At 68.0% G+C, this 22,532-nt stretch carries 19 protein-coding genes and 1 riboswitch; of the genes, 7 read left to right on the plus strand and 12 right to left on the minus strand.

Annotated features, from left to right (window positions below; translation table 11 throughout):
- Nucleotides 1–2,010, minus strand: coding sequence for a TonB-dependent receptor plug domain-containing protein (locus tag F1599_RS21295; protein ID WP_150084423.1), 2,010 nt, complete (start codon nt 2,008–2,010; stop codon nt 1–3).
- Between the two features lie 80 nt (nt 2,011–2,090).
- Nucleotides 2,091–2,359: riboswitch (cobalamin riboswitch) on the minus strand.
- A gap of 224 nt (nt 2,360–2,583) precedes the next feature.
- On the opposite strand from F1599_RS21295, the gene F1599_RS21300 reads away from it, so the two are divergent.
- Together F1599_RS21300 and F1599_RS21305 are read left to right on the plus strand one after the other, a co-directional pair.
- The gene (locus tag F1599_RS21300) at nt 2,584–2,919 is read left to right on the plus strand and encodes a hypothetical protein (RefSeq protein ID WP_006577387.1); all 336 of its coding nucleotides are present in this window, start codon (nt 2,584–2,586) and stop codon (nt 2,917–2,919) included.
- Complete coding sequence (locus tag F1599_RS21305) at nt 2,916–3,308, plus strand: cell division protein ZapA (RefSeq protein WP_149317703.1); 393 nt, start codon at nt 2,916–2,918, stop codon at nt 3,306–3,308. Before F1599_RS21300 ends, F1599_RS21305 begins: the two co-directional genes overlap by 4 nt.
- 733 nt (nt 3,309–4,041) lie before the next feature.
- Here the strand turns inward: F1599_RS21305 and F1599_RS26685 are convergent.
- Entirely contained in the window at nt 4,042–4,374 is a 333-nt protein-coding gene (locus F1599_RS26685) for a hypothetical protein (RefSeq protein WP_263364056.1), read from the minus strand.
- Between F1599_RS26685 and F1599_RS21315 the strand changes: the two genes are divergently transcribed.
- From F1599_RS21315 to F1599_RS21325, 3 genes are all read left to right on the plus strand, one after another.
- Complete coding sequence (locus F1599_RS21315; protein ID WP_150084425.1) at nt 4,346–4,792, plus strand: EVE domain-containing protein; 447 nt, start codon at nt 4,346–4,348, stop codon at nt 4,790–4,792. The two genes, F1599_RS26685 and F1599_RS21315, sit on opposite strands and share 29 nt — an antisense overlap.
- Nucleotides 4,793–4,872: 80 nt before the next feature.
- A complete protein-coding gene (locus F1599_RS21320) occupies nt 4,873–5,685 on the plus strand; it encodes a sulfite exporter TauE/SafE family protein (protein WP_149317700.1) in 813 nt (270 codons plus the stop codon).
- Between the two features lie 197 nt (nt 5,686–5,882).
- Nucleotides 5,883–6,590 (plus strand): SIMPL domain-containing protein, encoded by a 708-nt coding sequence (locus F1599_RS21325; RefSeq protein ID WP_149317699.1) that lies wholly within the window; start codon nt 5,883–5,885, stop codon nt 6,588–6,590.
- 181 nt (nt 6,591–6,771) lie between these two features.
- On the opposite strand, the gene F1599_RS21330 is transcribed toward F1599_RS21325, so the two are convergent.
- From F1599_RS21330 to F1599_RS21360, 7 genes are all read right to left on the minus strand, one after another.
- A complete protein-coding gene (locus F1599_RS21330) occupies nt 6,772–8,322 on the minus strand; it encodes a malonate--CoA ligase (RefSeq protein WP_150084427.1) in 1,551 nt (516 codons plus the stop codon).
- A 60-nt stretch (nt 8,323–8,382) separates the two neighbouring features.
- The gene (locus tag F1599_RS21335; RefSeq protein ID WP_149317697.1) at nt 8,383–9,174 is read right to left on the minus strand and encodes an enoyl-CoA hydratase/isomerase family protein; all 792 of its coding nucleotides are present in this window, start codon (nt 9,172–9,174) and stop codon (nt 8,383–8,385) included.
- 55 nt (nt 9,175–9,229) lie between these two features.
- Entirely contained in the window at nt 9,230–10,222 is a 993-nt protein-coding gene (locus tag F1599_RS21340) for a Bug family tripartite tricarboxylate transporter substrate binding protein (protein WP_149317696.1), read from the minus strand.
- Between the two features lie 200 nt (nt 10,223–10,422).
- A complete protein-coding gene (locus F1599_RS21345; protein WP_149317695.1) occupies nt 10,423–11,976 on the minus strand; it encodes a malonyl-CoA decarboxylase domain-containing protein in 1,554 nt (517 codons plus the stop codon).
- Between the two features lie 181 nt (nt 11,977–12,157).
- On the minus strand, nt 12,158–12,892 hold the full coding sequence (locus tag F1599_RS21350) for a GntR family transcriptional regulator (RefSeq protein WP_223819800.1): 735 nt from the start codon (nt 12,890–12,892) through the stop codon (nt 12,158–12,160).
- Nucleotides 12,893–13,211: 319 nt separating this feature from the next.
- Nucleotides 13,212–14,042: an HpcH/HpaI aldolase/citrate lyase family protein gene (locus tag F1599_RS21355; protein WP_150084429.1), complete on the minus strand. Its 831-nt coding sequence runs from the start codon at nt 14,040–14,042 to the stop codon at nt 13,212–13,214.
- A 14-nt stretch (nt 14,043–14,056) separates the two neighbouring features.
- Complete coding sequence (locus tag F1599_RS21360) at nt 14,057–15,229, minus strand: CaiB/BaiF CoA transferase family protein (protein WP_149317693.1); 1,173 nt, start codon at nt 15,227–15,229, stop codon at nt 14,057–14,059.
- A 152-nt stretch (nt 15,230–15,381) separates the two neighbouring features.
- Between F1599_RS21360 and F1599_RS21365 the strand changes: the two genes are divergently transcribed.
- Entirely contained in the window at nt 15,382–16,332 is a 951-nt protein-coding gene (locus tag F1599_RS21365; RefSeq protein WP_149317692.1) for a LysR substrate-binding domain-containing protein, read from the plus strand.
- Between the two features lie 7 nt (nt 16,333–16,339).
- Here F1599_RS21365 and F1599_RS21370 read toward each other — a convergent pair whose 3' ends face one another.
- Nucleotides 16,340–18,613 carry a hypothetical protein gene (locus tag F1599_RS21370; RefSeq protein WP_150084431.1) on the minus strand — a complete coding sequence of 758 codons (2,274 nt, stop codon included), beginning with the start codon at nt 18,611–18,613 and terminating at the stop codon, nt 16,340–16,342.
- A 63-nt stretch (nt 18,614–18,676) separates the two neighbouring features.
- On the opposite strand from F1599_RS21370, the gene F1599_RS21375 reads away from it, so the two are divergent.
- Entirely contained in the window at nt 18,677–20,431 is a 1,755-nt protein-coding gene (locus F1599_RS21375; protein ID WP_190286424.1) for a ShET2/EspL2 family type III secretion system effector toxin, read from the plus strand.
- A 55-nt stretch (nt 20,432–20,486) separates the two neighbouring features.
- Here the strand turns inward: F1599_RS21375 and lgt are convergent, their stop codons facing one another.
- Nucleotides 20,487–21,290 (minus strand): prolipoprotein diacylglyceryl transferase, encoded by an 804-nt coding sequence (gene lgt / locus F1599_RS21380; RefSeq protein ID WP_149317690.1) that lies wholly within the window; start codon nt 21,288–21,290, stop codon nt 20,487–20,489.
- 80 nt (nt 21,291–21,370) lie between these two features.
- Nucleotides 21,371–22,381 (minus strand): LysR family transcriptional regulator, encoded by a 1,011-nt coding sequence (locus F1599_RS21385; RefSeq protein WP_149317689.1) that lies wholly within the window; start codon nt 22,379–22,381, stop codon nt 21,371–21,373.
- Between the last annotated feature and the right edge of the window lie 151 nt (nt 22,382–22,532).

A 22,532-nucleotide genomic window follows, 5' to 3' on the forward strand; every position in this document is an offset into this window, starting at 1 on the left:
TTAGCGCTGGCGCCAGCCGAGCGTGATGAAGCCTGCCCGGCCCTGCGTGTTGTAGGGATAGGCCAGCTGGTAGTCCTTGTCGAACAGATTCTCGACGCGGGCGGCGATGAACCATTGCTTGTCGATGTTGTAGCGCGCGTTGAGGTTGACGATACCGTATCCGCCCAGCGTGCGCGAGCCGCTGTCCCGGCGCGACGACGACACGATCCACTGTCCGCCGAAGCGCCAGTTGCCGATATCGCGGCCCAGGTCCAGCGCCGCATGCCGGCGCGCGCGGCGCATCAGCTGCGTGCCGGTCTGCTCATCGACCGGATTCTGCATCGTGACGCTGGCGGTCACGTCGGTGCCGAGCAGGCGCGCGCGCCATGACGCCTCGACGCCCTCGACCTTGGCGCTGCTGACGTTCTGCGCCAGGAACAGGCCATTGGGCTGCAGCGCGGACGTGATCAGGTTGTCGTATTGCGTGCGGAAGGCCGTCACGCGCAGCAGGCCGGCGCCCTTGCTGTCGTACTGCGCGCCGATCTCGACCGAGCGCGCCCGCTCCGGCTGCAGGTTCGGCTGGCCATAGTTCGGGTAGTACAGCTCGTTGAAGGTCGGCGCGCGGAACGCGTTGCTGGCGTTCGCAAGCAGCTTGAACTGCTCGGTCACGTAGTAGCCGTAGCCGGCGAAATAGCTGCCCTTGTCGCCGAAGTCCGAATAGTGGTCGTTGCGCAGGTTCAGCTGCAGCTGGTGCTTGCCGATGCGGCCGTCGTAGCCTCCGAACACCGACACCACGTTGCGGCTCGGCGCGGCGTACGAGTTCGAGTCGAACTGCTGCTGCAGATATTCGGTGCCGAACATCAGCTGATGGCCCTTGGCCAGCGCGTATTCGTTCTGCCAGGTGAACTGGCGCGTGCGGGTCTTGAAGCGGCTGTCGAACACGCCGTTGAGCGTGTTGTCGCTGTCGTCCTCGCTTTGCGCGACCTTGAAGCGCGTGGTCCAGTCCGGAGCCAGCTTCCCGTTGACGAAGGCCGACAGCGTATAGAGCTCGCTGTCGCTGCGCCAGTCGTCGGTGGGCCGCCCGAAGGTGCTGTCGTACGACAGCTTGCTCTTGCTGTAGTAGGCCGCGACGCCCGCCTCCCAGTCCGCGCTGAAGCGATGCTTGATCTGGCCCGATACGCTCTTGTTCTCGTACGGGTTGTCGTTCGGATTGGCGCGCGGCTGCAGGCGCGTGTTCACCGCGGAGAAGCCGTCGGTCTTGAAGATCGAGCCGGTCAGGTTGAACGAGGTGTCGCCGACCTGGCCGCCGTACCCCACCGTCGCGCGGCGCGTATTGTCGCTGCCGTATTCGACCTGGGCGTTGGCCGCGGGCGGCTTGCCGGCGCCGCTCTTGGTGAAGATCTGCACCACGCCGCCGATCGCGTCGGAGCCGTACAGCGCCGAGACGTTGCCGCGCACCACCTCGACCCGGTCGATCTCGTCGGGCAGGATGTTGGCCAGTTGCGCGGTGCCGCTGCTGGCCGAGGCGATGCGCACGCCGTCGATCAGGATCAGCGTCTGGTTCGAATTGGCGCCCCGCATGAACAGCGTCGTGTTGGCGCCCATGCCGCCGGTGGCGGCCAGTTCCAGGCCGGCCTGCGTGCGCAGCAGCGAACGCAGGTCGGGCGCCTGGCTGTTGGCGATCTCCTGCTGCGTGATCACGGTGGTATGGGGCAGCGCCTCGTCCAGCGGCTGCGCGGTGCGCGTGGCACTGACGACGACCGGCGCCAGCGTGGTGTCCGCCGACGGCGCGGGCTGCTGCGCCAGCGCGGGCCATGCGCACAGCGTGGCGGCGGACAACAGCGCGGCCTGCGCGGGCGAGCCGGGGGCGGCGCGCGCAATATCGCCGGCAAGATTGCGGGCAATATCGGCGGCAGGACTGCGGGCAATATCCCCGACAAGACGGCGGACGATGGCATGGGCGCGGACGCGCGCAGCGGGGCGCGGGACTGGCAGTGCCAGGCGACGCGACCTCGAAGACGATGAAAGCATGGTGCTCGAGCGGAAGTGATAGCCTGGCCCGTTCCCCCGCGGACCGTCTGGCGGTGAGGCTGCGCGAGCGCGATGGCGACCGGCATGCCCGCATCCAGGCCGGTATCCGGGCTGGCGATCGGCACCGCCCGCCTTCCCGGACCATCGGTCCAGTGGCATGTGGGGCGGTGAGGCGAAGCCGGCGGGCGTGGAGCCGATCGTGCCGATCGGCTCGGGGCGCGGCGGCGATCGCAATCGCTTACCGTTGCGGGGGCAGCACAGGTTGGCCCGGCATCGCGCGGCGGCGTGGCGGACTCCCTGTTTCCCGTTTAACTGCAATCCGATGGAGACCGGATCGCGAGCACCTGAAAACGCGCGTGAGTGTAGGCAGTTTGGCGGCCCCCGTCAAATTGGCGGCGCCCTCGGCCCATTGCGCTGCAGCGTGCCCCTGGGGTGCGCTCATTGAGGCCATTGGCCGACGATCGATGCAACTTCGAGGGGAATGCACGGTCACAATCGCTTCCCGCAGTGATGACGCGGACCATGCATCGGCTAGAATCCCGTTACCTGACACCCTGAGAACACGACAGGCCCATGCTGACCGAACTCGAACAACTGGCCGCCAAGATCGGCCGCGTGCTGCACCACGCGGACACGCTGGCGGCAGAAAACCAGCGGCTGCGCGAGGAGATCGAACGCCTGCAGGCGGAGGCCGCGCAGCTGCGCAGCGATCGCGAGGCGATGGCCGCCGATCGCGAACTGCTGAACATCAAGATCGAGGAAGCGCAATTGCGCATCCAGTCGATCCTGGACAAGCTGCCCACGGCCACCGATGCGCGCCAGCTGGATCTGCTCGAGGAAGGGGAGCTTCCCGCCGAGCGCATCCAGGGCGAGCCGCGCGGCGCCCAGCCTTCCGGAGAACACGCATGAGCGGCAACAAGCAAGTCGAAGTCCATATCGCGGGGCAGCCCTACCGCTTCGCGATCGCCCCCGAGAACGAGGCCGCGCTGCTCGAAGCGGTGGCCCTGGTCGACGACCAGATGACGCGCATCAAGTCCGGCGCCTCGACCAAGGGCGTCGAACGGGTCGCGGTGATGGCCGCGATCAGCATCGCCTCGGATCTGCTCGCGCTCAAGCGCAAGCAGCAGGAGGACGGCGCGATTCCGGTGGACGCCGTGCGCGCCCGCATCCGCGAGCTGAACGAGCGCGCCGACGAGGCGCTGCGCCAGTACGCGCATGTCGGCACCAGCATGGGCGGCGGCAGTGTGGGCCATACCCATACCGGCCCTGCCCATACCGTTTCGCCGGCGCAATCCTGACCCCTTGAATTGCACGCAGGGGCCCGCATATGGGCCCTTGTGCAAGGCCCTTCACCATAGCGATATAGGGCAAATGGACCGGATATGAAGGGCATGTGAAGACCGTGCCGCGGCTGCCACGCAAAATGTAACGACAAGCCAAGACGCGCTTGGTATGCGAGAAAGCCCGGTGTATAGTGGAGCCACTGCACGGGGGTACCAAGGTGCAGAAACATGGTCGGGTTATCGCGCCCGGCCGCCGTTTTCCTCCCATCTCAGTTTGAAACGGCAAACGTCTGACCTCCCCCGGACTTCGATGTCCGGGCCCAATTGGATAGTCAGACGTTTGACAGTTTCCCTGCCTGGTTCGCGAAGGTCATAAACTCCTTGAACCGATATGCATTGCATGGTGCGGGATGATGCCGTGTGGGCGAGCGCGTCACAGTGTTCATAGCGTAGGTCTCGAACCTGGGCTCCCTGAATAGGTGATGTACCCGAAATACGGCTTCCGCAGCCACACTGAACCTCACTTGGGTTCAGGATGCCGACCCAACGGCCGAGGCGGGGACCCTACAGCAAGAGGCGATGGTCTTTGGACCATCGCCTCTTTTTTTGCCGGTGTTTTTGCGCGCGTTTTTTCCCCGCATTTCCCCCATTTCTGCCGCGCAGCCGCAGAGCTCCGTTGCCGGCGCAGCCCCCTGCCCTGTTGCGCGCGTTTATGCCTACGATGCCAATGCGGGCGACGAAGGCGCTTTCACGGTATGCTTGCCGCGTCGCGCCGCCGCTGCAAGGCCCTTGCCGCGTCTTCGCGATGCCGTTCCGACCATCCACGACGTGCGAGCATGAGTCCCTCCGACAAGAAGGCGGCCACCGAGTCCGCCGCAAAATCGGCTGCAAAGTCGGCTGCAAAGTCGGCTGCAAAGTCGGCTGCAAAGTCGGCTGCAAAGTCGGCTGCTGAATCGGCTGCTGAATCGGCTGCCAAATCGGCCCCAAGGTCCGCAACGAAGGCCGCCGACAAGCCGGCCGCGGGTGCGTCCCGCGCGCGCCAGTACTGGCTGATGAAGTCCGAGCCCGACGAGGCCAGCATCGATACGCTGGCCGAGCAGGGACGGCTGCCCTGGACCGGCGTGCGCAACTACCAGGCGCGCAATTTCATGCGCGACGCGATGCGCATCGGCGACGGCGTGCTGTTCTACCACTCGTCGTGCCCGCAGCCCGGCATCGCGGGATTGGCGGAGGTCTGCTCGACGCCCTACCCCGATCCCACCCAGTTCGATCCCCACAGCAAGTACCACGACCCGGCCTCGAAGCCGGAGCATCCCCGCTGGGAGCTGGTCGACGTCAAGTTCGTCGACAAGTGCGAGCTGATCTCGCTGGCGCAATTGCGCGAGCATGAAGAGCTGGCCGACATGATCGTGCTGCGCCGGGGCAACCGGCTGTCGATCACGCCGGTCACGCCGCTGGAATGGCAATTCATCACCACGCGGCTGATGGGACGCCGCTGAACCGCGTGCGATGCACGTGGGCGGTACATCCACCGCCCGCGAGATAACCATAACGAAAAACATCACGAAGCGATCCACGCATGACTCTCTCCCTGATTCCCGCGCTGCTGCTGCTCGGCGCGTTCACCGGCTTCTGCGCCGGCCTGCTCGGCGTCGGCGGCGGCATGATGATGGTGCCGTTCCTGACGCTGACCTTCAGCTGGCTGGCCTTTCCCGAAGAAGCGATCGTCCACATGGCGATCGCCACCTCGATGTCCACCATCCTGTTCACCTCGCTGTCGTCGGTGCGCGCCCACCACAAGCAGGGCGCGGTGCGCTGGAAGATCGTATTGGCGCTGGCGCCGGGCATCCTGCTGGGCGGCATGATCGGCGGCGGCAAGGTGTTCGCCGCGCTGAAGACCGGCTGGCTGTCGCTGCTGTTTGCGTTGTTCGTCGGCTTCTCGGCCTCGCAGATGCTGCGCAATCGCAAGCCGTCGGCGACCCGGCAGCTCCCTGGCTTCCCCGGCATGTTCGGCGCGGGTTCGGCAATCGGCTTCCTGTCCAGCCTGGTCGGCGCCGGCGGCGGCTTTGTCTCGGTGCCGTTCATGACCTGGTGCAACGTGCCGATCCACCACGCGGTGGCCACGTCGGCCGCGCTGGGCTTCCCGATCGCCGCGGCCAGCGTGATCGGCTATGTCTGGAGCGGCTACCAGATGACCGGCCTGCCGGCCGGTTCGCTCGGCTATGTCTATCTGCCCGCGCTGGCCGTGATCGCGATCGCCAGCGTGCTGACCGCGCCGCTGGGCGCGCGCACCGCGCACCGGATGGAGGTGCGCAAGCTCAAGCGCATCTTCGCCGGCATGCTGTTCTGCCTGGCCACCTACATGCTGTGGAAGGCCTGGCAGACGTTCTGAGCAAGCTGGTCAGGGCGTGAGGTCCGCGCCGGGCGGCGCCAGTCCGCGTTGGCCCGTGTCGGCCACGTCCGCCCGTGTCGGCCCCGCGTCGGCCCGCGTCGGCCCGGTAATACGCCGATACAAGCGCCCGGCTACGCAAGGGAACCCGGCGCTGCCAGTGACCGTCTGATCACCATCACATTGTCATGGAGAACTCGATGAAGCAATTGCTCGCCGCTACCCTGCTCGGTACCACCGCACTGGCCGCCTCCGCACAGGGCGGACCGACGCCGCCCGAGGGATGGCAGCCGCCCGCGGGCGTGCTGTCGCTGTCGGCCGAGGCCGCGGCGGAAGTGCCGACGGACGTGGTGCGCGTGACGCTGGCCGCGGAGCAGGAAGGCGCCGAGCCGGCCGCGATCTCGTCGGCGCTGTCGGCCAAGGCGCAGCAGGTGATCGCGCGCGCCAAGCGCGAATCCGGCATCCAGGCGGAATCGGGCGGCTTCACGATCTATCCGAGCACCGACCGCAACGGCCGCATCAGCACCTGGCGCGGACGCGCCGAGGTCATCCTGCAGTCACGCGATTTCAGCGCGGCCTCGAAGCTCGCCGGCGAGCTGGCCAGCCAGATGCAGGTGCAGAACATCAGCTTCTCGCTGTCGCGCGAGGCGCGACTCGCGGCCGAGAGCAAGCTGACCGAGCAGGCGGTCGCCGCGTTCCGCGACAAGGCGCAGACCACGACCAAGCTGTTCGGCTACGGCAGCTACACGATCCGCAGCGTGCAGGTCGGCGAGGCCGGCACGGTGACGCCGATGCCGCGCATGTACGCCAAGGCCGCGATGGCCGCGGAGGCGGCGCCGGTGCCGATGGAGGGCGGCAAGGCCCAGGTCACCGTGACGGTGAACGGCTCGGTGCAGATGCTGAAGTAAGGCGCGGCAGGCCCTGCGCTGCCTGATGCGTACTCCCTCTCCCCTGTGAGGGGAGAGGGTCGGGGAGAGGGAGGTGGTTTCAAACGGCGCGCGGCGCAACGACCAGCGCGTGCCCTCCCCCCGCTCCTCTCCCACGCGCGGGAGAGGGGCGCCAGACTCCGCCAGACTCCGCCAGACCCGATCACCCGCTGAACCGCTCCCGCAGCAGGTTCTTCTGCACCTTGCCCATCGTATTGCGCGGCAATTCGCTGACCAGGTGAATCCGCTTGGGCACCTTGAAGTTGGCGATGCGGTGCTTCAGCGTGCCGATCATCGCCTGCTCGTTCAGCTCCGCCCCGAGCTTGCCGACCACCACGGCCACCACGGCCTCGCCGAAATCCGGATGCGGCACGCCGATCACCGCGCTCTCCTGCACCCCCGGCATCTCGTCGAGGAAGCTCTCGATCTCCTTCGGATAGACGTTGTAGCCGCCGGAGATGATCAGGTCCTTGCTGCGGCCGACGATGGTCAGGTAGTCGTCCGGCACCTTGCGCTCCCCGGACATGCCGACGATGGCGCCGCCGAAGCGTCCCATGTCGCCGGTCTTGAACCAGCCGTCCGCCGTGAATTCCTCGCGGGTCTTCTCCGGCATGCGCCAGTAGCCCTTGAACACATTGGGACCCTTGACCTCGACCGCGCCGATTTCGCCGGCGGGGCAAGGCTTGCCCTCGCCATCGACCACGCGCACCGACACGCCCGGCAGCGGACGGCCCACGGTGCCGCCGATCCGTTCGCCCTCGCTGGCGTCATAGGGATTCGACACCAGCATCACCGTCTCGCTCATGCCATAGCGCTCGAGGATCGTATGGCCGGTGCGCTCGCGGAACGCCTCGAAGGTCTCCAGCAGCAGCGGCGCCGAGCCCGACACGAACAGGCGCATGCGGCGGCAGGTGTCCTCGTCGAAGCGCTGGTCCTGCAGCATCCGCACGTAGTAGGTCGGCACGCCCATCATCACGGTCGAGCGCGGCAGGAAGCGCAGCACCTGCTCCATGTCGAACTTCGGCGCCCAGATCATCTTGGCGCCCGCCAGCAGCGCGCCATGCGAGGCGACGAACAGCCCGTGCACATGGAAGATCGGCAGCATGTGCAGCAGCACGTCGTCGCTGCGCCAGCCCCAGGCCTTGTGCAGCGTCTCCGCGTTCGACGACAGATTGCGATGGGTCAGCATCGCGCCCTTGCTGCGGCCGGTGGTGCCCGAGGTATAGAGGATCGCCGCCAGATCGTCGGGCTCGCGCTGCACCGTGTCGAAGCGGTCCGGCTGCGCCGCGGCGCGCGCCAGCAGCGTGCCGCCACGGTCGTCGTCGAGCGTAAACACATGGCCGGTGCCGTGGCGGAACGCCAGCTTCGACACCCAGCCGAAATTGGCGCTGCTGCAGACCACCACGGCGGGCTCGGCATTGCCGATGAAGTAGTCGATCTCCGCTTCCTGATAGGCCGTGTTCAGCGGCAGATAGACATAGCCGGCGCGCAGCGTGGCCAGGTACAGGAACAGCGCCTCGGGCGACTTCTCGACCTGCACCGCGACGCGCGCGCCTTCCGGCAGGTCGAGCGAGGCGAGCAGGTTGGCCAGCTTGGCGGTGGCGCGATCGAGATCGTCCCAGCTGTAGTACAGGCCGTCGTGCGTCTCGATGCAGCAGGCCTCGCGCTTGGCCGGGAAGCGGGATTCGAACAGGGCGAACAGATTGGCGTTCATGCGATCAGCGGATAAAAGCTTGGAGGGATAAGAAGAAAACGGGGAACGGCAGCGACGGCGCTAGGCGCCCTCCTGTCCGTCGAAACGGGGCGGCCGGCGCGCCAGGAAGGCGGCGACGCCCTCGGCATGGTCGCGGCTCGCCGCGTAAGAGAAATGGGCATCGAGCTCGCTCGCCGACAGCGGCGCGGGCTGCGGCGACAGGCGCGCGATGGTGGCCTTGTTGATGCGCGCGGCCAGCGGTGCGCCGGCGGCGATGCGGCGGGCGGTGGCCATCGCCTCGGCGGCGACGTCGCCGCGCGGCACCACGCGCGTCAGCAAGCCCTTGGCCTGCGCCTCGGCGGCATCGAACACGCGGCCTTCCAGCAGGATTTCCAGCGTCGCCGCGCGCCCGGCCAGTGCCAGCAGGCCCCGCAACTCGCCGGGCGCCATCGGGAAACCCAACTTGTTGATCGGCACACCGAAGCGGCTGTCCGTTGCCGCGATGCGCAGATCGCAATGGCAGGCGATCTCCAGCCCGCCGCCGACGCAGACGCCCTCGATGCAGGCCACGGTCGGATGCAGGCAGCCCGCGATCGCGGCCAGCGCCGGCGCCAGCAGGTCGACGTGGTAGGCGCGCACCGAAGCGGGATCGCCGCGCAGCCGCGGAAACTCCGCGATATCGGCGCCGGCGGCGAAGTTGCCGTCAGCGCCGCGCAGCACCACGCAGCGCAGCGTGCGGTCGGCCGACAGGCGCGCAAAGCCATCCGTCAGCGCGCGCCACATCGCTTCCGAGATCGCGTTGAGCTTGCCCGGATTCGACAGCGTGACCAGCGCGATGTCGCCATCGCGCTCGAAACTGACCGCACCGCTCACAGTACCCCCCGCGGATTCAACGCGGCCATCGACGTCATTGTCGGCATCATCGCCATCAATCCATCTTGGCGCCGGACTGCTGCACCACCTGGGCCCAGCGCTTGATCTCGGCGCGCTGGAACTGGGCGAACTGGTCCGGCGTGTACGACGGCGTCTCCGAGCCGTTGTTCAGCCAGATCTGCTTGAGCTCCGGCGTATTGAGGGCCTTGTTGACCTCGGCGTAGAGCTTGTCGCTGATCTCCTTGGGCGTGTTCTTCGGTACCCACAGCGCATACCAGGTCGACACCTCGTAGTTCGGCACGCCGGCTTCGGCCGCGGTCGGCACGTCGGGGAAGGCCGGCGAGCGCTTGGGCGCGGCCACCGCCAGCGCCCGGATGCGGCCGCCGCGGATATGCTGGGCCGACGAACCGAGGCCATCGAACACCATGTCGACCTGGCCGGCGATCAGGTCGGACAGCGCCGGGCCCGCGCCCTTGTACGGGATATGCGTGATGAAGGTCTTGGTCTGGATCTTGAACAGCTCGCCCGCCAGATGGTGCGACGACCCGTTGCCGGCCGAACCGTAGTTCAGCTTGCCGGGATTCTGGCGCGCGTAGGCGATCAGCTCCTGCAGCGTCCTGGCCTGGACCTTGGTCGGGTTGACCACCACCACCTGCGGCGGCTGCGCGATCACGGTGATCGGCACGAAGTCCTTCTCGATGTCGTAGTCGAGCTTCTTGTAGAACGAGGGCGCGATCACGTGATGCGCGCCGCCGATGAAGATCGTGTAGCCATCGGGCGCGGCCTTCGAGGCGAGGCTGGCGCCGACCGTGCCGCCCGCGCCGCCGCGGTTGTCGATGACGAACTGCTTGCCCAGCTGCTTGGACAATTGCGCCGCCAGCGGGCGCGCAAAGGCGTCGGTGCCGCCGCCGGCCGGGAACGGCACGACGATGGTGACCGGCCGCGACGGCCAGGGCTCCTGCGCCGCCGCCGGGCCGAGCGCCATCATGGCGATGCCGCCGGCCACTGCCAGCATCCGCGCCGTCCGCTTGAACTGACTACGTTCCATGGTGTGTCTCCTCGCTTTGTCTTATGAAAATGCGATGTGAACTGCTGGTGTGAACCGCGTTGGAACTTCCCGTCGAAAAAGCACTGCGAAACTTGGTGATGCGGTGATGCGGTGATGCGGTGATGCGATCCGGTGATGCCATCCGGTAATGCCATCCGGTAATGCCATCCGGTGATGCGAGCCCTGCCGGCCGTGCTCCCTCAGGAGCGCGCCAGCAGCTTGGCGACCGACCGGCTGATGCGCGGATTGCCCTCGCCGAGCTTGGCCAGATTGTCGTCGAGCGCCTCCGGCACGTACAGGTAATTGACCATCATGCCGCACGACTGCGCGCGTCCCTTGCTCGACAGGTCCGCGCCCCAGTTCAGCCGCTCGACGCAGGCGCCGTTGCCGAGGTGGAAACGCGCCACCGGATCGGCAGGCAGCGCGCCGTTGCGGGCGTGCACGAGGAAGTGCGCGGCCAGCGCCAGGCCGCTGTCGCGCACCAGCGCGTCGTCCGAACCGGCGTTCAGCGCGGCCAGCCATTCGGCGCCGGTCGCCGGCACCGCCGGCGGCCTGGCTTCCCCGGCAGCCGGCGCACGTGCGCTCCAGCGCTGCATGCACTTGCCGCCCAGCACCTTGGCGACGGTATCGCCGTCCTGCTTGCGCAGCCAGTCGGCGAAACCCGGTATCGGCGACAGCGTGGCGAACTGCTTGACCTTGGGGAATTCGCGCTGCAATTCCTCGATGACGCGCTTGAGCAGGAAATTGCCGAAGCTGACGCCGCGCAGGCCCGGCTGCGTATTCGAGATCGAATAGAAGATCGCCCATTTGACGCGGCGCAGGTCTTCCTGCGGCGCCGCCTCGTCGAGCAGGCTCTGCACGTTGGCGGCCATTTCCGGCACGAATGCCACCTCGACGAAGATCAACGGCTCGCGCGGAATCCGCGGATGGAAGAAGGCGTAGCAGCGGCGGTCCGAATCGAGCCGGTTGCGCAGGTCGGCCCAGGAGGCGATCTCATGCACCGCCTCGTAGCGGATCAGCTTTTCCAGCAGCGACGCCGGCGAATCCCAGGTGATCGGCTGCAGCTCCAGCAGGCCGACGTCGAACCAGTTCGACAGCAGGCCCTCCAGGTCTTCGTCGAGCACGCGCAGGCCCGGGATCTTCTTGTACCAGCGCAGCATGTCCGCGCGCAGGTGAATGATGAAATGCAGGCCGCAGGCCGACGTCGCGCTCGGGCCATGCAGCCCGGCCAGCCGCTTGAAGAAGCGGATGCGGGCGCTCGACAGCGCATGGGAGAGTCCCGAGCCGTTGCGTCCCGGCTTGCCGCCCTCGCCCACCGTGCCCGAGGCCGTGCCCGTAGTCGTGCCCCCTGTCGCCCCTTCCGCGGCGCCGTCGCCCTGCGCACCGCTGTTGGCGACCTCGGCCAGCAGCGTCAGCATGGCCTGGCGGGTGGGCTCGTCGGCGGCCTCGTATTCGTTGCGCCAGGCCTGCGCGGCGGCGTTGGCGGCGCTGTCGGTCAGGCGGGCATCGAAGCACAAGCGCAGTTCCTCGCGCTGGCGGCGCTGCACACGCGCGCTCAGCGTGGCGGGCGCGGCCGTGCGGGTCTTGCCATCGTTGGCCGCGTTGGCCTCGGCCGGGGTCCCCTTGCGGTTCCACCAGCGGCCGAAGCGCGCCAGCAGCGTGCCGCCGGCGGCGTCGGGACGGGCGTCCCCCAGGGTTTCGCTGGCGCCGAGCGGCGCGCTGACGGTCTTGTCTCCGGTCTCGAAAGAAGTCATCGAACTACCTGTCGGGCAAAGGAAGGAAGCGGAACTCGAAACGTTACGGTGCTGCGTGACGAGGGTGAGTGAGAGTCGTCGATGGTCGGGTCAGCGGTCGGTCAGCGGTCGTGTCAGCGGTCGATTAGCGGTCGATTAGCGGTCGTGTCAGCGGTCGGTCAGCGGTCGGTCAGCGCTCGGTCTAGCGGTCGGAGGCGGCCTTGGCGGCGAGGCGAAGCCGGCTGTGGCGCCGTCGCGCCGGGGCCGCGGGTTCGGGCGCTGCCGCTTGCGCATCCGCGTCCAGCGCCTTCAACGCGGCGCGCTGGCGCAGCAGGTGGGTCTTCATCATCGCCTCGGCGCCTTCGGGATCGCGCGCCTTCAGCGCGGCAAAGACCGACAGGTGCTCGGCACAGGATTCGTCGATGCGGCCCGGCAACTGCAGGCTCTTGTGCCGCGACAGGCGCAGCACCTTGCGCAGGTCGCCGATCAGCCCGGACAGCCAGCGATTGCCCGCGAGCCGCTGGATCGCCTCGTGGATCTGGTAGTTCGTTTCGTAGTAGGCGTCGATCTGGCCGGCGCGGGCGTAGCGGGCCAGATCGCGATGCAGGTCCTCGAGCGCGTCGAGGTCGGCGGCGGTGGCATTGCGGGCCGCCTCGTAGGCGCAGCGCCCTTCGAGCAGCGCCATCAGCGGAAAGATCTCGTCGAGGTCCTGTTCGGACAGCTCGTTGACGAAGCAGCCGCGGCGCGGCTCCAGCCGCACCAGCCCTTCGGCGGCCAGCACCTTCAGCGCCTCGCGCAGCGGGGTGCGAGAGATGCCCAGCGTGGTCGCCAGGGCCGCCTCGTCGATCCAGGCGCCCGGCACGAGCGTGTGCTCGTCGATCATGGCGCGCAGGCGATCGGCGACTTCGAGATACAGCGCCTGCTGGACGATGCGCATGGAGGCCTCCCGGTGCGATGCATGGACATCGCGAAGGCCGGAGCCCCTTGGGAGGCCCTCGCAATAATTCATAATTATGAATAACGGCGAGGGAATGGCAAGGCGTTTCGATGTTGCAGAGCGGCAAGTGCTGTAAGGGGCTTGCAGGGTGGTCCCCGGCGGCTCTGACCGGCTCTGACCGGCTCTGAGCGGCTCTGAGCGGCTCTAAGCGGCTTGCCGAAGGCTTGAGGCGGCTGGGAGCGCTTGTGGGGCCTCGCCTCGTAGGGCGCTTGCCTTGCAGGCGGCGCCCTGGGCAGGCGCCGAAGGACGGTCCGCCGCTTCAGCCGTCCGCCAGAATGCGCCGCGCCCGCTCCAGCACCGGGCGATCGACCATCTTTCCGTCCACCGCCACGGCGGCGCCATCGGCCGAGGCGGCCGCTTCGACCACGCGCCTGGCCCAGGCCAGCTCCGCTTCGGTCGGCGCGAGACCGGCGTGGACAGGGTCCACCTGCGCCGGGTGGATCAGCAGCTTGGCGCCGAAGCCGAAGGCGCGCGCACGCGCCGTTTCGGCGGCCAGCACCGCGGTATCGCCGAGCGCGGTGCAGACGCCGTCCACCGGCGCAGGTAGCCCCGCCGCGCGCGAATGCAGCACCAGCAGGCTGCGAAAGGCATGCAGCGGCTCGCCTTCATCGCCCACGCCCAGATCGCCCATCAGGTCGATGCTGCCGAACAGCAGCCGCACCACGCCGGGCTGCGCGGCCAGGTCCGCAAGCTGGGCGAAGCCCGCCGCGGTTTCCAGCAGCGCATGGCATTGCACCGCCGGCAGCGCCTGCCGCAGCGCCCGCATCGCTTCGGCATCGGCCTTGGGCAACACCAGCGCGTCGACGCCGAGCGCGTGGCACCAGGCAATATCGTCGTCGTGGTACGGCGTGCCGGCGGCGTTTACGCGCACCAGCAGCAGCACGCCGGCATCGGCGGCCTGCCGCGCCAGCCCGGCCCAGGGCGCGCGCAGCCCCTCGCGCGCGGCGGCCTTGTCGGCCGGCGCCACCGCGTCCTCGAAATCGACGATCACCGCGTCGGCCCCGGCCGCGAGCGCCTTGCCGACACGATCCGGCCGGTTGGCCGGCACGAACAGATAGCTGCGCGGCAGCCGCGTACCCGGAGTCGTCATCGCGTTCTCCGCCGTCATACCGCGCCGGCCGCGCGCATCGCGGCGATCTGCTCGCCCGCGATGCCCAGCTCGGCCAGGATCGCGTCGGTATGCTGGCCCAGGGCCGGCACCGGGTCCATGCGCGCGTCCGTCATGCCGGGCGGCAGCAGCGCCGGGATGGCGCCCGCCGGCGTGTCAACCTGGCGCCAGCGCTGCCGCGCGGCCAGCTGAGGATGCGCCCAGACGTCGGCCATCGTATTGACCTGCGCGTTGGCAATCTTCGCGGCGTCGAGCCGCGCGCCGACCTCCTCGGCGCTCCACTGCGAGAACGCCGCGACGATGCGCTCGCGCAGCGCGGCACGATTGGCGCTGCGCAGGCTGTTGCTGGCGTAGTCGGGATGCGAGATCAGCTCAGGCTGCTGCAGCACCGATTCGCAGAACACCGCCCACTCGCGTTCGTTCTGCAGGCCGAGCATCACGGTCTTGCCGTCGCCGGTCGGGAACGGCCCGTAGGGATAGATGGTGGCATGCGAGGCGCCCGCGCGCGGCGGCGGCGAGGCGCCATCGAAGGCGTAGTACAGCGGGAAACTCATCCACTCGACCATCGACTCCAGCATCGAGATATCGATGCGCTTGCCGCGGCCCGTCTGCCCGCGCTCGAGCAGCGCGGCCAGGATATTGGTGTAGGCGTACATGCCCGCGGCGATATCGGCGATCGATGCGCCGGCCTTGACGCCCTCCTCCGGCGTGCCGGTCACCGAGACGAAGCCCGACTCGCTCTGCACCAGCAGGTCGTAGGCCTTCTTGTCGCGATAGGGACCGTCGGCGCCGTAGCCCGAGATATCGCAGACGATCAGCCGCGGAAAGCGCTCGGACAGCGCGGCATGATCGAGCCCCAGCCGCGCCGCCGCACCCGGGGCGAGGTTCTGCACCAGCACGTCGGCGCGCGCCAACAGCGCGTCGAGCACCGGACCCGCGCCCTCGTGCTTGACGTCCAGCGTCAGGCTCTCCTTGCCGCGATTGGTCCAGACGAAGTGCGAGGACAGGCCGTGCACGCGATCGTCGTAGGCGCGCGCGAAATCGCCGGCGCCCGGACGCTCGATCTTGATCACGCGGGCACCGAGGTCCGCCAGCTGGCGCGTGCAGAACGGGGCGGCGATGGCCTGTTCGAGGGAGATGACGGTGATGCCTTCAAGCGGTCGGGTCATGGCAGTGGCTTGGCGAAGGGAATGGGAGGGCCGGGATGGCGGGCGATGGCATCAATCTAGCCGCGATCGCCGCCGCGCGGAAATACGGAATCGCGAGCCAGCCATAAGTACAATCAATACCTTCGGCTTTCACTGGGTCATTGGGGCGGGACATGGATATCCGGGGCATGCGCTATTTCGTCGCGATCGTGGAGCACGGCAGCCTGACCCGCGCCGCCGAGGTCGCCCACGTGGCCCAGCCCGCCCTGAGCCAGCAGCTTGCGGCGCTCGAAGCGGAACTGGGCGTGGCGCTGGTGCATCGCGGCGCCAAGGGCGTCAAACCCACGGAGGCGGGCCGCACGCTGTACCGGCATGCGCGCGCGATCCTCAAGCAGATCGACGTGGCGCGCGCCGACGTGAAAGTGGCCGGCGCGGACATCGCCGGCACCGTGGCGATCGGCCTGCCGACCACCGCCGCCGCGGCATTCGGCATGCCGCTGGTGCGCGCGGTGCGCCAGCGCTATCCGGGCGTCCGGCTGCAGCTGTTCGAGAGCATGAGCGGCTATATCGCCGAACTGCTCAACAACAACCGGCTCGACTTCGCCATTCTGTTTCGCGATACCCCATCGCGGGCGGTGGAACTGGAGCCGTTGGCCAGCGAGGCGCTGTACCTGGTCGGCACGCCGCCTGTCTCCGCGGCCTCGAAGCGGCATCGCGCCAGGTCGGGCAAGGAAGCAACCATTGCCCTGAAGGCGCTGGCCGATGTCCCGCTGGTGTTGCCGAGCGGGGCGCAAGGGCTGCGCGAAGTGCTGGAGCGGCATGCCAGCGGCGCCGGCATTCGGCTGCAGGTCGTGGCCGACCTCGACTCGCTGCCGATCCTGCTGCAGACCGCCCGGGAAGGGCTGGCCTGCACGATCCTGCCCGCGTCGTCACTGAGCCGAGAGCCGGACGATGATGCCCTGCCGACACGGCTGATTCTCCCCGAGCTCGACCGCACGCTGTCGCTTTGCTGGCCGCGTGCGCTGCCGCGAACGGCCGCCGCCGACGCGGTGGCCGAGGCCTTGCGCGAGATCGTCGCCGCGAAGATTGCGGAAGGCGGCTCGTTGAAGCCGGCTCGCGCGTAGCGCCGCCCTACTGCCCTTTCGGCGGATCCTGCCTCAATTGCCGCTCCATCGTCGCGATGCGTGCGGCGATGGATTGGGCGAAGAAGTGCATGGCTCGCTCGAGCGCCAGGTTCCGGAAAGTTCGCTGGAAAACGGAAGCGCACACGTCGTCCAATTGGCGGGCGAGCGCCGCCGCCTGGGCAATGACGGCGTTCCAGGCCTGGCTTGCCGCGGCGCGCCCGGAAGCATCCGGCAATTCGTCGAAGCCGATGCTGTTGTGGTCGTCGAACAGCGCGCGCAGTCCGGTCACGTTATTGCCAAGAAACCGGCCGCGTTCCATATACATCGTGACCGCGAGCTGATTCATCGCACCGGCCGTGGCAAAGCGGTCGGCATGGAGGCCCCCCATCTCCTCCAGCGCGAGCATCTCGCTGCGTACCTTTTCCAGAAGCTGGAAGGCGCAGAGATATTCGACCATGATGTCCTTCTTGTGCTCGGCCCCGTCGATACGGTCCGGAAGGGGCTGCGCAAGCGCGGTCGAAAGGTGTTGCAAGTATCGCGTCGCGGTGCGGATCCGGCCCTGCGCCCAGGCCAGGCTCTCCTCCCACTGTGCCTGCACGTCAACCGCGGGCGCCTGCACCGCCTGCGCCGCCTGCGCCGACTGCACTGTGGAGGTACCTGCCGCGGCCGCCCCGGCATCGGGGCCCGCGTCGGCATCGGCGGCCGCGGCGGCGGGAAGAGGCTGCGAGGCACTCCCGCTCTTCCCAAGACCATAGGCCGACGCATCGTCCAACCCGTCCGGGCCCTCTTCCATGTACACCGAGTTGTACGACCCAATGCTCGAGGTGGATACGGTTCGGCTCAATGTGCGATCGCTGGCGGTATCGCCTGCATTGTCGACCGGTGTGTCCGCCGACGCCGCCTCCGCGGTGCAACCCGCCGCGTTCGGTGGACTCTTCCGCTCAAAGCCCAGGCGGCGCCAGAGCTGTTCGATCATCTGGTCGTTTTCCAGGACTTCGTCCCAGTCGCTGTCGTGGCTGCCGGCCACGTCCTCAGGCGCGTTGGCGCGAACGTTGGCCGACACGTTGGCCGACACGTTGGCCGGCACGTTGTCAGGCACGTTGTCAGGCACGTTGTCAGGCACGTCGGCCGCGCTCCGGTCGGGGACGATCGGCAGCGACGATACGGTGCGTGCCAGGCCGCTCTGCGCCGGCGCGCGCTCGCCAAATTGGTCGACCAGGCGCTTGGCGGCCTCGCACAGATTGCTGCCCTGCACTTCCGCGCAAAAGTGAGCCGCCCTGATCTCACCGCCACAAAGCTCCGACAGCACGTCCCACGCGAGCGGCTGCGAGAAATCCGAATTGGCCTGGAGCCAACGGCTCATCTGCTCGCCAAGCTCGTGTATCAGGCCGGCGAGATCGGGTTGCCGGTCAGGAAAATGGCGGTAGGCCTCGGGCTTGGCGAACACTTCCCCTGCGCCGAAGATCGTGGCAAGCACGCCCACGGCGGCCGATGCACCGGTTCCCGCCGCACACGCCGCCGTCAGCAGGAAGGAGCCGCCCAGCGCAACGCCGGTCACGGCCACCGGCCACAGGATCACCGCCAGCGTGACGGCACCGGCAATGCCGAGCAGTGCGCCCACGGCGAGCGCGATGGCCTTGCCGACGCTGCGCTTTTGCACGTGGGGCGCGATGTCGTCCTGCAGCGACTGAAGCCTTTGCATCAGCGCCTGGCATTGCGTCGCGAGCTTCAGGTTGCGTGCCATCACCACGGCGATGTGTCGCTCCCGCGCGTGTGGGCCGGCCTCCCATGGCATGGTGGCACGATGCTCGAGCTGCGCAATGTCCCGTGCCGTGTTCAGCAGCGCCGTCAGGTCCTTGTCGCACGCATCGAGTTCCTGTCTCAAAGGCTGCTTCTGGCTGGCCGGAATGGCCAGCGCGTCAATCGTCCTTTTCAGTTGATGCAGATGCTGTGCGCAGCTCGCTGCCACTGTGTCCCCGATCGCGCCTTCCGCCTGCGGGACCGCGTCGACGGGCGCCTCGGCGGACCGGCCGGTCCGCTTGCCGACATCGTCTCGGATGCCAGGAGTCAGCGATGGAAAGAGGACAGTGGCGATGGCGGGAGCGGACAGGGGCGGCATGATGAATCCGGAAGCGGGCTGAACGAAGGGAAGCGAATGTGGCGACGGCCGCAGGAACGAAGGCGCGGACCAATGCCGATCGATGTCGGCACGGGTCGCATCGTCGGGGGAAGCGATCGCCGATGCGGCAGGATGGCGCAAGTAATGTGCGAAGGCTTTCATAAATCGACAGGCAACTCGCGATAAGTGACACATGTCTCTTGAGCCATGCCATGCCGTGGCCGCATGCTGTTCGACCGCTCTTTTCCGGAGAACATCATGTTCCTCGCCCCTCCCCCCACGAAACAACCCGTCGTGGTGCGATGCGCAGTGCCGGAGGCGCTGCGCAACCGTGACATGCGGCGGCTATTGCAAGCCCATGGCGGGTGGCTCCAATGTGGAAGCGATCGCTTCCGGATCCGTTGGGAAAATGGGCGGCTCCATGTCCGCAGCAAAACGGCTGCGGAGCCGCAACGGCAGGCGCTGGCGGCGCTGCTGGCCGACAGATGCAGTGGACTGTTCGAGGATCGGTTCCACTGGCCACGCGGGACCAACCCGCGCGTGCGGCTCAATGGCGAGGTCTCCTTCGCGCGTGGACGCCCGTCCGGGCCGATTGCCTGCCGCCATCTGGCCGTCTTCTGGCTTGGCCTGTTCATCGATGGCCTGCCGCACGGCCCCGACTACTCCAGGCTGGGGACCGCACAGGCGCTGCGGGACAACATCCCGCTGCACTACGACTACAGGGTGGTACCGAACGCCGTGCAGCTCGGCAAGCTGCGTGTGGTGATGATCGGAGACTGGGGCGAGGAGTTCGCCGCGCGCCTGGCCGAACTCGAGGGCCGGGACGAAAAGGCCACGACCCTGCTGATCCTGACACCCGATCACGCAATGGCCGTCGGGCTGCGCGTCGTGCCCCACCCGCATCGAACCCGCTACGTCGTCGCCTTCTACGATCCCAACATCACCGCCACGCATCTGGAAGCGTGCTTCGACGACATGGAAGGGGTACGTGAGCTGGAGGCGCGATGCTTCACCGAGTTCGCGCGCGACTACGATCCATTCCTTCGGCAGCACCGGACGCTGAACACGGTGGACGCCATGCTGATGGTCGAGCTCGACATGGCGACGCTGCGGCAGCTGCGCGAGATCGACGTGACCCTGCCCGAGCAGCCGCGGCAATTGTCGGGTGCGCTGCCGCCTCTGACTGCCGATGCGTTGTGGTATCTGCTGCGTTATGGCTGCGAGGACGCGGTCCGTCAGGCGGCACCGGCACTGCGCGCGCTGCCCCTACATGAGCGCATCCAGCGGCTAAGCACGAACCGCTCGACCCAGCTGTTCTACGACATCATGTCGCACGGGTTGCCATCGTCGGCGAGGCTGTTCGGGGAGCTGATCGCCGACCTTCCGCTGGAGGAGCGGATTCGCCTGCTGCGGTCGCAGGCGGACTGCGGCACGACGGCATTCGGTTATGCCGTGAAGGCCGGCCGCACCGAGATGTTCCGGCCATTTCTGGAACTGCTGCAGGCGCTGGTGCCCAGCGACCATCACTACGCCATGCTGGTGGCCGCCATGCCGGACGGAACCTCCGCGCTCTATCACGCCTGCAAGCACGGGTATTGCCATACGCCGCCGGCGTATGCCGCCGCCTTGTCGTCGTTGCCGCCCCTGCTTCTCGCTTCGCTGATGTGCGCGCGTTCGGCCGACAACGAAACGGGCCTGGAGGTGGCCGTGCGGAACAAGGATCTGAGCACCATCGGCAATTTCGCCAAGGTGTTCCCGCTGCTGCCGCCGCAAGCCTGCGTCTATCTGCTGAAACCGGCGTGGCGGTTGATTCGACGGATGAATGCCGAGGGGCGCAAGGACCCGATCATCGAGCAGATGATGCGATCGCATCTGGAGCGGTTCGCCCCGTCGCTGCTGTCGGGCGAGGGCGGCGACCGGGGCGGGCGTGCCAGGGCGGCCTCGAAAGGCTGGGTACGCTGGAAGTGGAAACTGGGCTGACGCGGGACGGCTGTCGGGCGATATCAGGCGCCGTCAGGCCTGATATCACCCGGTTTCAGGCCGACAGCTGCGGCTGGCGCCGATACGCCCACCACATCATCGCCGCGCCCGCCACGATCATCGGCAGGCTCAGCCACTGACCCATCGAAAAGTTCAGCGCCAGCAGGCCGAGGAAGTTGTCCGGCTCGCGCGCGAATTCGGCGAGAAAGCGGAACACCCCGTAGCCCAGCAGGAAGGCGCCGGACACCGCGCCCGTCGGCCGCGGATGGCGGGCAAACAGCCACAGGATCACGAACAGCGCGACGCCCTCGCCGGCGAACTGGTACAGCTGCGACGGATGGCGCGCGATATTGTCGCCGGCCTGCGGGAAGACCATGCCCCACGGCAGATCGGTGGGACGGCCCCACAGCTCGCCATTGATGAAGTTGCCGAGCCGCCCGGCGGCGAGGCCGCAGGGAATCATCGGCGCGATGAAGTCGGTCACTTCCATCCAATGCCGGCCGCGCAACTTCGAGAACACCCACATCGCGATCACCACGCCGAGGAAGCCGCCGTGGAAGGCCATGCCGCCCTCCCACACCTTGAAGATATCCAGCGGGTGCGACAGGTAGAAGGACGGCTTGTAGAACAGCACGTAGCCGAGTCGGCCGCCGAGGATCACGCCGAGCACGCCGTAGAACAGCAGGTCGTCGATATCGCGCGCGGTCCAGCCCTGCGCCGCCACCTGCGGCTGGCGCAGCCGGATGCGGCCGAACCACATAAACATGATGAAGCCGGCGAGGTACATCAGCCCGTACCAGCGGATCGCCAGCGGGCCCAGATGGATGGCGATGGGATCGAAGTTCGGATGGATCAGCATGCGGGTCTATCGCTTGGCGTTGTCGGATGAGGTTGGTGGGATGGACGGGATCGAATTCAGGATCGGGATCGGCATCGGGCTCAATGCTTCGGCTTCTGCCCGGGATTCGGCCCCGGATTCGGCCCGGGCACGGTGGCGCGGCCCTTCGATGTGCCGCTGCCCGGGCGGGCCGCCGGCGCCAGCGCCGATGCAATCTCGATGAACGAGCGCAGCACCGGACTCGGTCCGGCCGCGCCGTTGTCGCGCCACGCCAGGCCCGTCTCGATCTCCGGCACCGCGCCGCGCAACGTCAGATAGGACACGCCGGTGCGCCGCAGGTTGCATAGCGAGGCCGGCACCAGCGCGACGCCGATGCCGGCCGACACCAGGCTGACGATCGTCTGCATCTGGATCGCTTCCTGCGCGATCACCGGGGCGAAGCCGTCGCGCGCATAGTAACCGGTAATGATGTCATGAAACGCCGGCGCGCTTCGGCGGGGAAACAGGATCAGCGGTTCGTGCGCGAAATCGGCCAGCGCGACGGCATCCGGCTGCTTCGCGCCGCCGCGCCGGCCCGGCGCGCGCCAGTCCTGCGGGACCGCCAGCACCAGCGGCTCGCGCACCAGCGGCAGGTACGACATGCCATGGGGCAAGGCGGGCATCTGCGGGCGGATCACCAGCCCCGCGTCGATCTGCCCGTCGGCCAGCGCATCGAGCTGGATATCGCTGGTGGCCTCGCGCAGCTGCAGCTGGACCTCGGGATGCCGCGCGCGAAAGCGCCGCAGCAGGTCGGGCAGGATGCCGTAGTCCGCGGTGCTGACGAAGGCCAGCGACAGCGTGCCGATCTCGCCGCGGGCCAGCCGCTGCGCCAGCGCGGGCAGGTTGGCGGCGTCGGCCAGCACCCGGCGCACTTCGGGCAGCCACTGCTGTCCGGCCGGGGTCAGCGCCACCGAGCGGCGCGTCCGTACGAACAACGGCACGCCGATCTCGTCCTCCAGCGCCTGGATCTGCTGCGACAGCGGCGGCTGCGTCATGGCGAGGCGCGCGGCGGCGCGGCCGAAGTGCAGTTCCTCGGCGACGGTGACGAAATAGCGCAATTGGCGCAGATCCACGCGGACTCCCGGTGCGGCGAGGCCGGCGACCGCCATCGATTCCCGGCGATCGCCCGCTTCCGTGACATGTTCTGTGATAGGTAAAACGACTCAATACAGCACGAATAATATATTTGACACTGCAAAACGCAAACGGCATGCTGTCGGCCAC

This window comes from Cupriavidus cauae, from assembly GCF_008632125.1.
In the GTDB taxonomy this organism is placed as follows: domain Bacteria; phylum Pseudomonadota; class Gammaproteobacteria; order Burkholderiales; family Burkholderiaceae; genus Cupriavidus; species Cupriavidus cauae.

Bases quoted from the DNA above. Each gene is read 5' to 3' on its own strand.
- F1599_RS21375 (WP_190286424.1), top strand. From the start codon at position 18,677: ATGCTGTTCGACCGCTCTTTTCCGGAGAACATCATGTTCCTCGCCCCT.
- F1599_RS26685 (WP_263364056.1), bottom strand. From the start codon at position 4,374: ATGCTGGCCTCGTCGGGCTCGGACTTCATCAGCCAGTACTGGCGCGCG.
- F1599_RS21325 (WP_149317699.1), top strand. From the start codon at position 5,883: ATGAAGCAATTGCTCGCCGCTACCCTGCTCGGTACCACCGCACTGGCC.
- F1599_RS21340 (WP_149317696.1), bottom strand. From the start codon at position 10,222: ATGGAACGTAGTCAGTTCAAGCGGACGGCGCGGATGCTGGCAGTGGCC.
- F1599_RS21350 (WP_223819800.1), bottom strand. From the start codon at position 12,892: ATGCGCATCGTCCAGCAGGCGCTGTATCTCGAAGTCGCCGATCGCCTG.
- F1599_RS21345 (WP_149317695.1), bottom strand. From the start codon at position 11,976: ATGACTTCTTTCGAGACCGGAGACAAGACCGTCAGCGCGCCGCTCGGC.
- F1599_RS21330 (WP_150084427.1), bottom strand. From the start codon at position 8,322: ATGAACGCCAATCTGTTCGCCCTGTTCGAATCCCGCTTCCCGGCCAAG.
- F1599_RS21360 (WP_149317693.1), bottom strand. From the start codon at position 15,229: ATGACCCGACCGCTTGAAGGCATCACCGTCATCTCCCTCGAACAGGCC.
- F1599_RS21315 (WP_150084425.1), top strand. From the start codon at position 4,346: ATGAAGTCCGAGCCCGACGAGGCCAGCATCGATACGCTGGCCGAGCAG.
- F1599_RS21295 (WP_150084423.1), bottom strand. From the start codon at position 2,010: ATGCTTTCATCGTCTTCGAGGTCGCGTCGCCTGGCACTGCCAGTCCCG.
- F1599_RS21305 (WP_149317703.1), top strand. From the start codon at position 2,916: ATGAGCGGCAACAAGCAAGTCGAAGTCCATATCGCGGGGCAGCCCTAC.
- F1599_RS21355 (WP_150084429.1), bottom strand. From the start codon at position 14,042: ATGACGACTCCGGGTACGCGGCTGCCGCGCAGCTATCTGTTCGTGCCG.
- F1599_RS21300 (WP_006577387.1), top strand. From the start codon at position 2,584: ATGCTGACCGAACTCGAACAACTGGCCGCCAAGATCGGCCGCGTGCTG.
- F1599_RS21370 (WP_150084431.1), bottom strand. From the start codon at position 18,613: ATGAAAGCCTTCGCACATTACTTGCGCCATCCTGCCGCATCGGCGATC.
- F1599_RS21320 (WP_149317700.1), top strand. From the start codon at position 4,873: ATGACTCTCTCCCTGATTCCCGCGCTGCTGCTGCTCGGCGCGTTCACC.
- lgt (WP_149317690.1), bottom strand. From the start codon at position 21,290: ATGCTGATCCATCCGAACTTCGATCCCATCGCCATCCATCTGGGCCCG.
- F1599_RS21365 (WP_149317692.1), top strand. From the start codon at position 15,382: ATGGATATCCGGGGCATGCGCTATTTCGTCGCGATCGTGGAGCACGGC.